Source organism: Acinetobacter sp. NEB149, assembly GCF_012516415.1.
Classification (GTDB): Bacteria; Pseudomonadota; Gammaproteobacteria; order Pseudomonadales; family Moraxellaceae; genus Acinetobacter; species Acinetobacter lwoffii_V.
In genome coordinates, this window is the sequence record NZ_CP051210.1 from 1 (window position 1) to 12,008 (window position 12,008).

15 protein-coding genes are annotated in these 12,008 nt (G+C 38.4%); 14 read left to right on the top strand and 1 reads right to left on the bottom strand.

Annotated features, from left to right (window positions below):
• Positions 1-93: 93 nt before the first annotated feature.
• On the bottom strand, positions 94-588 hold the full coding sequence (locus HGD77_RS16365; protein WP_168731022.1) for a hypothetical protein: 495 nt from the start codon (positions 586-588) through the stop codon (positions 94-96).
• Positions 589-913: 325 nt separating this feature from the next.
• Between HGD77_RS16365 and HGD77_RS16370 the strand changes: the two genes are divergently transcribed.
• From HGD77_RS16370 to HGD77_RS16435, 14 genes are all read left to right on the top strand, one after another.
• Positions 914-1,180, top strand: coding sequence for a hypothetical protein (locus HGD77_RS16370; protein ID WP_168731023.1), 267 nt, complete (start codon positions 914-916; stop codon positions 1,178-1,180).
• 2 nt (positions 1,181-1,182) lie between these two features.
• Entirely contained in the window at positions 1,183-2,133 is a 951-nt protein-coding gene (trbB, locus tag HGD77_RS16375) for a P-type conjugative transfer ATPase TrbB (RefSeq protein WP_168731024.1), read from the top strand.
• A 115-nt stretch (positions 2,134-2,248) separates the two neighbouring features.
• Positions 2,249-2,524 (top strand): TrbC/VirB2 family protein, encoded by a 276-nt coding sequence (locus tag HGD77_RS16380; protein ID WP_228761485.1) that lies wholly within the window; start codon positions 2,249-2,251, stop codon positions 2,522-2,524.
• Positions 2,525-2,576: 52 nt separating this feature from the next.
• The gene (trbD, locus tag HGD77_RS16385) at positions 2,577-2,864 is read left to right on the top strand and encodes a conjugal transfer protein TrbD (protein ID WP_168731025.1); all 288 of its coding nucleotides are present in this window, start codon (positions 2,577-2,579) and stop codon (positions 2,862-2,864) included.
• Positions 2,865-2,878: 14 nt separating this feature from the next.
• Positions 2,879-5,368: a hypothetical protein gene (locus HGD77_RS16390; protein ID WP_168731026.1), complete on the top strand. Its 2,490-nt coding sequence runs from the start codon at positions 2,879-2,881 to the stop codon at positions 5,366-5,368.
• Positions 5,340-5,738, top strand: a complete 399-nt coding sequence (locus HGD77_RS16395; RefSeq protein WP_168731027.1) for a hypothetical protein — start codon at positions 5,340-5,342, stop codon at positions 5,736-5,738. Before HGD77_RS16390 ends, HGD77_RS16395 begins: the two co-directional genes overlap by 29 nt.
• Positions 5,739-5,777: 39 nt before the next feature.
• The gene (locus tag HGD77_RS16400; RefSeq protein ID WP_168731028.1) at positions 5,778-6,557 is read left to right on the top strand and encodes a type IV secretion system protein; all 780 of its coding nucleotides are present in this window, start codon (positions 5,778-5,780) and stop codon (positions 6,555-6,557) included.
• The gene (locus HGD77_RS16405; RefSeq protein WP_168731021.1) at positions 6,557-6,721 is read left to right on the top strand and encodes a hypothetical protein; all 165 of its coding nucleotides are present in this window, start codon (positions 6,557-6,559) and stop codon (positions 6,719-6,721) included. Before HGD77_RS16400 ends, HGD77_RS16405 begins: the two co-directional genes overlap by 1 nt.
• 1 nt (position 6,722) lies before the next feature.
• Entirely contained in the window at positions 6,723-8,000 is a 1,278-nt protein-coding gene (gene trbL, locus HGD77_RS16410) for a P-type conjugative transfer protein TrbL (RefSeq protein WP_228761486.1), read from the top strand.
• A 55-nt stretch (positions 8,001-8,055) separates the two neighbouring features.
• Positions 8,056-8,760, top strand: a complete 705-nt coding sequence (locus HGD77_RS16415; RefSeq protein ID WP_168731030.1) for a VirB8/TrbF family protein — start codon at positions 8,056-8,058, stop codon at positions 8,758-8,760.
• A gap of 28 nt (positions 8,761-8,788) precedes the next feature.
• The gene (trbG, locus tag HGD77_RS16420) at positions 8,789-9,814 is read left to right on the top strand and encodes a P-type conjugative transfer protein TrbG (RefSeq protein ID WP_168731031.1); all 1,026 of its coding nucleotides are present in this window, start codon (positions 8,789-8,791) and stop codon (positions 9,812-9,814) included.
• A gap of 9 nt (positions 9,815-9,823) precedes the next feature.
• Entirely contained in the window at positions 9,824-10,111 is a 288-nt protein-coding gene (locus tag HGD77_RS16425; RefSeq protein ID WP_168731032.1) for a hypothetical protein, read from the top strand.
• Entirely contained in the window at positions 10,108-10,272 is a 165-nt protein-coding gene (locus HGD77_RS16430; protein ID WP_168731033.1) for a hypothetical protein, read from the top strand. The genes HGD77_RS16425 and HGD77_RS16430 overlap by 4 nt, the downstream gene beginning before the upstream one ends.
• Positions 10,273-10,274: 2 nt before the next feature.
• A complete protein-coding gene (locus HGD77_RS16435) occupies positions 10,275-11,741 on the top strand; it encodes a TrbI/VirB10 family protein (RefSeq protein ID WP_168731034.1) in 1,467 nt (488 codons plus the stop codon).
• Positions 11,742-12,008: the final 267 nt, after the last annotated feature.

Below are 12,008 nucleotides of genomic sequence, written 5' to 3' on the forward strand. Positions count from 1 at the left end.
AGCATCAAAGTATTACAATAGAGTGTTACATTGTGTTTTTGTAAAATTATGTAGGCTATTTTTTCATAGCCTACATTTTGTGGATTTTTTTCGTTAACGAAAATTTTTAAAAATTTTCTGTGCATCTTTGTAAGCCTGCTTTGGCATATTTCTCTTATGCCCTATCCATGATAAGACACTGTTTTTATTTATTTTCATAACCTTGGCAATTTCAGCAGAGGATAAATTAGCTTCTTCCTTAAAAGCAGAAAAATGGTTGGCAATAAAGATATATTCAGCTTCTTCGTTATACCCTTCAATTACGTGATAGAGATCAGCAGCAGTAAACTGGCCAGATAAGTACATCTCTTTGCATTTTTTGAGATCTGCTTGCCAAAATTTGTTTTTAGACACAACAGTCTTGATTCTACGCAATCTTCGCTCATCACTGGGAAGCACAATATTGCTAGTCAGGATCAGTTCAAAAGCATGTTGATAGACACTCCAAAAAAGAGAAACATCTAGAATTTCTTTTTTGGCGTTATTCAACCAAACAGCATCATCTAGGATGGCTAATATTCTTCCAATCTCTTTTAATGTGGTAATCATAACAACTGTTCCCAAAAATTTTACACAGCATATCACCATCAAAAAATTTATGTAAAATATCAACTTAAGTTAAATAATTATTGGTAAATCGGATATTAAAAACAGTAATTTGCTGTTTGTAATAAAGTGTAAACATATCTTTTAATCGAACAATTAAATGTTTATATTTCAACCAAACAAAATATTCTTTTTGTTCAAATATATTCTCAAAAACATTTCGCTATTAATTTAATTTCATCATGAGATTACTTTTAATACGAACAAAGGAAATGATATTTCTAACTTTTAAGTTAGTAAATTTTTATAAATATCAAAGGTTTATTTGATGCTTTTATTAACTGACACAACGATAAATGAGTCTATGCTTGTCGAAAGTCTTGAAAACAATGCTATTACTCATATCAGGATTGTACCCATAGGGAAAAAGTTCTCCGTTTACATTTCATTAACTTGGAAAGATGGAGAATCCTTGTTAGTAACTGCAAAAAAACAACCTCGATTTTGGAGTAGTTTGGATCGACTTTTCAGGTTCATTACAGAAAATTCAACAAACTCACAAGAGCTTGAAATTAGCATTACATCAAAAGGGTAAAAATGACTATAACCGATGCTAATACTCAACGAGTATTAGATAAACTTAAACGTGAAATGGGTTCATCCATACTCGACCTTTTAAATCAAGATGATGTGGTAGAGATAATGCTTAACCCTGATGGTCGTTTATGGTGCGAAAGAATTGGTAAAGAAATGGAAGTTATTGGAGAAATGTCATCGCCTAACGCCATTTCAATGATGAATACGATTGCTAAATTACTAGACACAACCATTACAACAGAAAATCCAGTTTTAGAATGCGAGTTACCAATTGATGGAAGCCGTTTTGAGGGAGTTATCCCTCCAATAGTTGCAAAGCCAACTTTTGCACTTCGTAAAAAGGCAAAGAAAATCTTCACCTTGGAAGATTATGTTCATGATGGAATTATGGACAATGCTCAAAAAGAATTGATCATTCAAGCTGTAGACTCAAGACAGAATATTTTAGTTGTTGGTGGTACGGGAACAGGTAAAACCACTTTAACTAATGCAATTATTGATGCTGTTGCCAATAGGCATCCAGGACATCGACTCGTCATTATTGAGGATACCAACGAAATTCAATGTAAGAGCGAAAACTCTGTGGTTATGCGTTCAAACATTAACGTCAGTATGCTCACCCTATTAAAAGTTACGATGCGTATGCGCCCTGATCGCATATTAGTTGGTGAAGTCCGTGGAGGAGGAGAGACATTAGCATTATTAAAAGCTTGGAATACAGGCCACCCTGGGGGAATCGCTACGGTTCATGCCAATGACTCACGGGCTGGTTTGATCCGTATGGAACAATTAATCGCTGAGGTTTCAGCAAATCCAATGCAGCAACTTATTGCTGAAGCCGTTAACGTAGTGGTCTGTATTGAGAAAACTCCAACGGGTCGAAAAATCAAAGAAATTATCACTGTTGATGGTTTCAAAAATGGCGAATACACATTTTCAATTTATCAATGAATGAGAGATACAAAATGATCGAAAACCCTCAAATAACATTTTTCCAAACACAAAAAAATCTAAAAAAAGTTCTCGGTATGACACTGATGCTGTTTGCCGTAGTAACTATGCTTTTTTGCCTGATTTAGCTCATGCGGCTAGTGCTGGTGGTGGTGGTATGCCGTGGGAATCACCACTTCAAAAGTTAGTTGATTCACTTACAGGGCCAGTAGCAATTGGCATTTCCATTCTCTGTATTTTGGGAGCTGGTCTAGCTCTGGCTTTTGGTGGTGAAATTACTGGTTTTGTACGTACCATGATTGTAATTGTACTTGTTGTTGCTGTGATCGTCTTTGCAGCTGGCTTCTTAACACAATTAACTGGTAAATCTGCTCTATTACCAGGACTTTAACAACGTGTGGCTAGTTGAGCTTTCTCAACTAGCCAAATTTAGGGTGGTAAACATGAGTGAACTACGAAAGACAACCATTAATCGAAGTTTACACAGACCAAATCTTATGGCTGGTGGTGAACGTATCCCAGTTCTATTAGTTGGGCTTATTACATTCGCTTTAATTGCAGCTATTAAAACCTTACCGAGTATTCTTATTGGTATCGCATTGTGGTTTGTCGCTATGTATTTTTTAAGAAGAATGGCCAAGTTTGATCCCTATGCTTCTGAGATCTATAGACGACAACTCAAACAACAAAAAATTTATCAACCTAAGTCACGCCCTTTCCGTACTGAATAACAATAGGATTGACTATGTTTAAACTGAATACATATCGAGATAAAGCTAAGGGATTACCAGATTTACTTAACTTTGCTTCAGTGATTAACCCTGGTGTAGTCATCGGCAAAGATGGCTCTTTAATTGCTGGCTATTATTATCGTGCGGATGACATCAGCTCATCATCTTACGCTGAACGGAACTATATTACCGCTCGTATCAATGCTGCTTTATCACGCTTAGGTGATGGCTGGGTAACTTGGCATGATGCGGCCCGATTAACTGACAATTACTATCCAACGGATGCAGAAAATCATTTCCCTGAACCATTAAGCCGTTTGATTGATCAGCAAAGACGCTTAAAGTTTCAAAAAGAAGGGCAACACTTCGTCACAGAATACGTTTTAATTATTTCTTATCTTCCTCCTAACAGAACATCAAACAAGTTATCAAACTTAGTATGGGAAGATAGCCAAGAATCTGAAAAGAAAAACTCTGAAGAATTACTCCTCGATTACTTTGAAAAACAGTTATTAATTTTTGAAGATCTAATAGCTAATGCCATTCAACTTCAGCGTATGACTTCATACACCTATACAGATAATTTAGGTAGGAATCACACTAGGGATCAATTAGTAAATTATTTGGAGTTCTGTATCACAGGTGATTTTTTAGAGAAAAATATACCTCCTCATGGTGCTTACTTAGATACTTTTATTGGAAATCATCTTTTGGTAACAGGCGATACTCCAAAAATAGATGATCGTTATATGTGCTTGGTAACTATTGAGGGTTATCCACCTGAATCTTATCCAAATATCTTGGCTGTCTTAGAAACTTTACCAATGGTTTACCGATGGTCTAACCGAATGATTTACTTAGACAACCAAACTGCTATTAAAGAGCTTCGTAGCGTTGAAAAAAAGTGGCGACAAAAAGTACGTGGTTTTGTTTCTCAGACTTTGAAAACTGAGGGAAAAATTAACCAAGATGCCTTAGATATGGCCGAGGGTGCGAATGCAGCAGTACGTGATGCTGAAAGTGGATTAGTTTCTTATGGCTATTTCACAAGTACGGTTGTGATTTTTGGTAAAGTTTTAAAAGATCTTCATGAGGATGCTCGTACTGTAGTACGGGAGATCCAACGTTTAGGCTTTACTTGTCGAATTGAAAATATCAACTCACTTGAAAGCTGGATTGGAACAATTCCAGGCCATGCTGATGCAAATATTAGACGACCTCTCATTCATACTTTAAACCAATCAGACTTGATTCCTTTAAGTTCTGTTTGGGCTGGTCGCCCTGAAAATCCTTGTCCGTACTTCGCACCTCATTCCCCACCTTTACTTTTTGGAGCTACAAGTGGAGCAACGCCTTTTAGATTGAATCTTCATGTTGATGATGTAGGCCACACTCTAATTATTGGCCCAACAGGTTCCGGTAAATCAGTTTTACTCAACACTATCGCTGTACAGTTTCTTCGGTATCAAAATGCACGTATCTTTGCTTTTGATAAGGGCAATTCCATGTGGGCTGTATCTCAAGCTTGTGGTGGTGTTCATTACGATATTGGTGGTGATACTGGCACTGCCACAGATCTTCGCTTTGCACCACTTCAGTATATTGATACTGACTCAGATTTTTCCTGGGCTTTAGATTGGCTTTCAACCTGCTTTGAATTACAAGCAAAAAAACCGCTGACTCCGACACAACGCCAGGCACTTACAAAAGCCCTGGCTTCTTTCCGTGATTCAACCTCAATTGGTGAACGTGGTTTAGTCGAATTTATCTCTGAGATACAAGATATTGAGATCCGAAACGCTATTGATCCATATTCCACGACAGCAGCAGGGGGGATTCTTTCGGGGATTGAAGATAATCTCAATGTAAATGCTGGTTGGTGGACTGTTTTTGAAATTGAAAATCTTATGGAAATGGGTGAGGTGAATTTACTTCCAGTTCTATTGTATCTTTTCAGACGTATTGAAAAATCACTCGATGGTCGTCCAACAATTTTATCACTTGATGAAGCTTGGCTAATGCTTAGTCATCCAACATTTCGCGAAAAAATTCGTGAATGGTTAAAAGTATTACGTAAAGCTAATTGCTCTGTTGTGATGGCAACTCAATCTTTAACTGATGCTTTAAATTCTGGAATTTTCGATGTTCTAGTTGAAAACTGTTTAACGAAAATTCTTCTTCCGAATGCTGAGGCAGATAAAGAGGGTACTGATAAAGTTCCTGGCCCTCTTGATCTTTATAAAGCAATCGGCCTAAATGACGTTGAAATTGAAATCATTAAAAATGCCACACGAAAGCGAGATTACTACTATCTAAGCTCTGAGGGTAAACGCCTTTTCACTTTAAGCCTAGATGATATTGCTCTAGCTTTTGTTGCTGCCAACTATAAAGACAATCACAAAGAAATTAGAGGGTTAATAGAGATTTACGGTAACAAATGGCCATTTGAATGGCTAAAACAAAAAGGAATCACACATGACTTTATTCAAGAAGCTGTTGCTTAGTTCTGTGCTAATTGGTGGAGCCTCGCTTTCATCTATTGCTATGGCAGATGATTTTGGATGTAAAGCAGTTTTATGCTTCGCTGGTGGGCAAGGATTAGCTGAATGTGCATCAACAATTGCTGAAGTAAAAAAACGCCTAGCAAAAGGTAAAGGCTTTCCACATTGCTCTTTTATTGGGCCAAATGGCAATCAAAATCAGATTACCCAACAATCTCAGCCATTTTTTAAACGAGTTAACAGTCCAGTTTGCCCCGATGGCCAAACACATTCCAAAGCTATTTTTAATAGCCGCTATTGCAACGGCATCAAAGTGACTTTCAAGGGGATTAACCCAGATGGAGGTGACTTAACTAAAGAGATCAATTGGTAAATCAGGTAAAAATTTTCGTTAACGAAAAAGAGGTAAGAAATGAAACAGCATTTCAAAAATAAAACCTTAGCTTTGGTGGTAAGCTTAACGACTACTTTTGGCGTTCTTGCACCAACTCTAGTAATTTCAACAACTGCTAATTCCGCTGGTATTCCTGTCTTTGATGGTAGTAATTTTGCCAACATGATTATCAGTGCATCTAATCAAGCTACACAAATTAGCCAACAAGTTAATCAAATTAACCAGGCTATTCGTGGAAACGGATTATCTGAGCAAATGCTACGCCAACTCGGTGTAAGTAATTATTCAGGCATTCTCTCCCAAATGAGCCAACAGGCGTCCGACTTGAATAAAGTTATTCAAGCATCTAACAGCCTAAAACAGTCTGTAGGCCAAGTTCAGGCTGAATTTAAGGCTTTATATCCTAATGCTCAAAGTTATAAAAATAAGACTCCTGAACAAATGTTGCGAGATTTCAGTAAGTGGTCTGATCAGCTCCAAAATGCGAATGCGACAGCCATGCAAGCCCAGGCGAGCGTTAACTCAATTGCTGATCGAAACATCAAAATCGGTAATTTATTAAGTGAGTCGGCTGGATCTGCTGGTGCTTCTACAGTGTCACAAATTCAAGGCACTAATCAGCTATTAGGTGTGCTAGGTCAACAAATGAATGATCTCCATTCAGTTTTGGCTACAAGCCAACGTGCAACAATGGAAGCTCAAGCTCAAGCTCAGGCAATTAAAGATAGTCAACGCCAAGCATGGCGTGAATCAACTACCTTTAAGAATGATTACAGTTTGAAAGGGAAGTCTTGGTAATGAAAAAATATTTAGTGATTGTAACTTTTACGTTCTTAACTTTAGTCGGTTGCAGTAAGTCTGAAAATAAAGACATTGGCGATAAGCCGTATGATCAAAAAGCAACAGCTACTGAGAACTCTGAAAGTAACAAAAACTACAACTACAAGGGTAAGGAGTTCTAAAATGCTAACGCTAGTAGCCAGAAAACAGGCAGGTTATTTGATTATGCTAATGTTGTGCATATTTGCGTTTGTTTATACTCAATCAGCACACGCACTTTCGCCAACAGTAGTAGACGATATGATTGGAAAATTTCAATCTAGTTCAACTGCTTGGCGTGGGCCACTTCTAAGCATTGCAACAAGTTTATTTTGGCTACTAGCAACTATTCAGTTTGCCTGGTCTATGATTGGTTTAGCATTTAGAACAACTGACTTTAATACATGGATCTCCACGATTGTCACCCAAATTATGTTTATTGGGTTCATGTATTGGTTATTACTCAATGCAGCTACCTTTGCTGAAGCAATTGTAAATAGTTTTAGACAGGCAGCTGGGCAGGCTAGCGGCTATAGCTTTTTCACACCATCCGACTTCTTCATTCAAGCATGGGCTTTGGTTAAAAACATTTATGACCAAACAAGTTTATTGGAGCCTGCAAACTCACTCGGTTTGATCATTGCTGGCATCATCATTATGATTTGTTTTGCTCTAATCTGCGCCTTTTTAGTCCTGGCACTCGTTGAAATGTATATCGTAATCTCAGCTAGTGTTCTTTTAATGGGTTTTGGCGGTACTCAATGGACAAAAGACTATGCAATTAGAGCATTGCAATATGCCGTTTCGGTGGGAGCAAAGTTATTTATACTTCAATTAATTGCTGGGCTTGGCTTAGAGTTAATGAACAGCTGGATGAGCAATACCGATCCAAAAAGTTTTGAAGACATTTTGGGTATTATTGGTTGCTCAGTCATTCTTTTGGCGTTAACCAAAGTAATTCCTGAAATTGTTCAGGGCATCATTAATGGAACATCAATTGCAAGCGGTGGTGCTTTAACAAGTGCGGTAGCGGCTGTAAGTGGTGCTGCGGCTGGTGCAGCTGTAGCAACAGCGGGGCAAAATTCAGCTGTATCATCATCATTCAAATTAGCAAGTGAACAACTTAAATCATCTAATGCAGATGGTGGATCTCCTACTGTTGGCGGTCAGAGGGGATCAATGCTCGGCTTAATCAGCCAAGCTGGTAAAAACTATGCAGGAGGGCTGGCTAATGATCTTGGAGGGCGTTTAACTGGTCAGACATCAAGTAAACAAACAAGTGGAACATCTTTAGGTGGCCGAATGGCATCAACAATGAATACCCAACGGGATAACCTGAAAGCTCGTAGAGAGTCATCACAACCTAAAGAAAATCCAACGTCAAAAAATAATGACGGCAACAACGACAACACTATTTCTTAATTCACTTTGAATTGATGGCTAGTTCATAGCCATCACCTAAATATTAGGTAAAACCATGTTTATAAAATCTAAAAAAGGCACTGAAGAGCCTAAAAAAACTTCTAACTCTGCACAAGCAAGTAACCCTTATTTGAATGGCCGTAGGGAATGGATGGAGCGTTATGGGTCTTATATTAAAGAGCGTAATCGCTGGCGTGTTATTGCAGTCATTAATAGCTGTATCGCTTTAATCTCTGTACTTGGTGTGATTTACATTGGTTCTCAAAGCAAGTTTATCCCTTATGTCGTCCAGGTAGATCGTTTGGGGGCCAATGTTGCAGTTCAACGTGCAGACATTGCGATGAAGCCCGATAGCCGTATTGTGAAGGCACAAATTGCATCTTTCATCCAAGGTAGTCGAAGTGTCTATACTGATTTTGAAGCTCAAAAGGGCATGGTTAACAATGTCTACGCAATGCTGAAAAATGGAAGCCCAGCACATACGAAAATGACAGCTTTCTATAAAGCTAATGTACCTTTTAAACGCGCTGAGTCAGAAACAGTCAACGTTCAAATTCATAATGTATTGCCAATTTCAGAAAACTCTTGGCGTGTTGAATGGCTAGAACAAAAACATAGCCGTGATGGTGTTCCGCTGTCTTCAGTAGAAATGTCGGCAATTATTACTGTGCAATTAGCTCCGCCAAACGATGAAGCAAATATCTTACGTAATCCTATGGGTGTATTCGTCCAAGACTTCAACTGGTCAACAAAATTCTAAGAAATCTCTGATATAGGTATATTTACAAATGAAAAAGACTCTTTCTATTGCTATTGCATTAATCGCTACAAACTCAGCATTCGCCAATACCATTGGCCCAGCTCAAGCTTCCGAGATCTTAGCCCAGCAAGCCGAACAACTAAACAATGGTGTGAATGCTCAGACAATCAATCAACTATTGCAAACAGCTAATCAAGCTCAACAACAATTAAGTCAAAACCCTATTGGTAATGGGGTAGCCAGTGGAACAAACAATACTATCCCAGTGAATTACTTTAACGGTATTCAACCTAAACTATCGCCAAAAGAAATTAAAGGCGTGGCTACTGCAAACTCATGGATCAAGCGTAACGACATGCCTACTCATGGAAATGATGGAGCTGTGGTTTTTGCTTATGGTGCGAGTTTACCGACTATTGTTTGTGCACCTTTATATGCTTGTACTTTAAAACTTCAGCCTGGTGAAGTAATACAACAAATTGATATTGCGGATAATGTTCGATGGAATGTTGCACCATCAGTTATAGGATCAGGTGAAACTCAAACTTCAGTCATCATCATTAAGCCTAAAGACAGCAACCTAGAAACGAATATGACTATCTCAACTGATCGCAGATTGTATGTTGTAAAACTTTTAAGCCGACTAAAAGACTGGATGCCACTTGCAGCATTTAGCTACCCTGAAGATACTCAAGCGGCTTGGGAAAAATACCAACAGCAAGTTAAAGCCTATAATGCTAATAACATTATGTCGAATGGCCAAAATATTTCTAACCTGGACTTTAATTTTAAGATTAGTGGAAGTAATACACCGTGGAAGCCTTTGCGTGTTTATACGGATGGATCTAAAACGTATATCCAATTCAGTGAAAATGTGACCCGGAAGAATGAAAATCTACCAGTGTTACTTGCAGTAGGATCTGACAAAAAAGAACAACTTATTAATTACCGTTTAGTAGGTGATCGCTTTGTGGTGGATAACGTAATTAATCACGCCATGCTGATTAGTGGAGTAGGCCGCCAACAAGCCCGTGTTGATATTAAGCGCAAGTAAGGAGGTATTATGATGAAAAAGCTCTCAAAAGCCGTAACACTTTCACTTGTATCACTCTTCAGTTTGAATTTAGTAGGCTGTGCCACAACTCCAAAAGGCTCTATCGTTTATGGCGTAGACCAATCTAATTCTGTTGCAGTAGCAGAAGTAGTTTCAAATTACGTTGTGTTGCATAGTCCTGCGGCCAATACAAATCTTCTAATTGTACCTGATCAAAAAAATCTTCTGTTTATGAAACAGTTAAAACGAATTTACAGAAAAAGGGGTATGCAATTGCTGAAGCTCCTGTACCCGTGAATACTACAGTTACCGTTTTAAAGTATCGTGTTTCACCTATTGCAGAAAATTCGGTATCGGTAGTGATCAACTTAGCTGGTATAGAAGCTGTCGGCATGGCCTTAAAACCTAAAAATCAGCCGTGGCAGCCATTCTTTGGCTATACAGTCAAGGAGAACTAAATATGTCTGATTTAGATAAAAAAGATCAACAATTAAATAATGAAAACCTCCGCGATGATCACTCCCCAGATATTCAACAAGGTGAATCACAAGCTTTAAGTGGTGGTCGTAGACTTACAAAGTTTCCAATTATTGTTATTGCGTGTGTAGTTGGCTTAGTCTTGTTTCTTACCGCTTTAGCTATGCTGAAAGCTGGTAATACAGAAGATGTTCAAAAAGAAGATGAACAGGCTCAAAACACAACTGAAACAGCCAATCCTGAAGATCTCTTTACCAATACAGGTTCGGGATCAATTCCTGAAAATACACTGCCTACACCTGGTTGTTTAGAGCCAGTTTTAGATCTTCAAGGACAACCCATAATGAATCCTGATGGCACACCACAGCAGCAACCTTGTGGTGGAGCTACAGCTCAAAATCAACAGCCCGTTGCTGTTGGCGTGGTTGAGGGTTCTCCTGAAGATATAGCCAACAAAAGACGCTTAATGCTTCTTGAAGCAGAAAGACGTAACCTTGATATAAAATTGCAAGCTAAACAGGCTGAACAACAAGCAGTTTTCCAAGCAAAAATGAATCGCCTACAAAGCATAGAACAGCAAAGAGCAAATGCTCAAAATGATTTAGGTACAGTCTTAGGCGCACCTACATCAACGGGTAATAACACTGCTGGGTTACGTCAAATCGGTGGATCACAGCAACCTAGTACTTTAAGCGGATTACTCGGTGGAGGAAATTCTGGAAAAGATGGATTTATGCCAAATAGTCGTCAAGGTCAAAGTGAAAATGATATGTATGCGATTAACCGCCAAGGTGAAAAAGAACAATGGACTCAACGCCAATCAAATGACAACTTCTATTTAGCCAAAGCATTAATTGATCCAATGAGTGATTATGAAGTCAAATCAGGTACGGTGATCCCTGCAACCTTGGTTACTGGAATGAACAGTGACTTACCAGGCCAAATTATTGGCCAAGTACGTCAAAATGTATATGACTCTACAACTGGACGATTCTTACTTATTCCTCAAGGTTCAAAGCTGATTGGTACTTATGACAATGGCATCACAATGGGGCAAAAACGAGGCCTAGTTGCTTGGCAACGTATTATCTTCCCGAACGGGTCTTCTATGTCATTAGGCAATATGCAAGGTACAGATAAAGCTGGGTATGCTGGATTTAAAGATAAAATTGACAATCATTATGGGCGTATTTTTGGCCAAGCGACTCTTATTTCCATGTTCTCTGCATTAGGTCAAATTGCTGTCGGTGACGATGATAGTAATAACCAATCTACCTCGCAAAATAATCGTGAAACACTGGCTGAAGAGTTAGGCCGCCAGTGGTCTCAAACAGGACAAGAGTTAATCAGACGAAATTTGAATATTGCACCCACTATTCGTATTCGTCCTGGTTATCAGTTTAACGTAATGGTAAATAAAGATATGATTCTCAAACCCTACGGAAAATAACGCTAAAGCCTATAGGGGGATATTCTTCCCTATAGGCTTATTTGTTAATAAATCTAATAAATAAGGTAAGTCTATGAGCAGATTATTTATTGCAGAAAAACCTGAATTAGCAAAAGCTATTGCAGCACAAGTTTCATCAAGTTTTACTAGAAATGATGGTTTTTTGAATGTAGTAATGGAGATAAAGTGACTTGGTGCTTTGGCCACATGCTAAAACTTTCAGATCCTGAAGATTATGATCAAAATATGCAAAGTGGAGTATGGCTG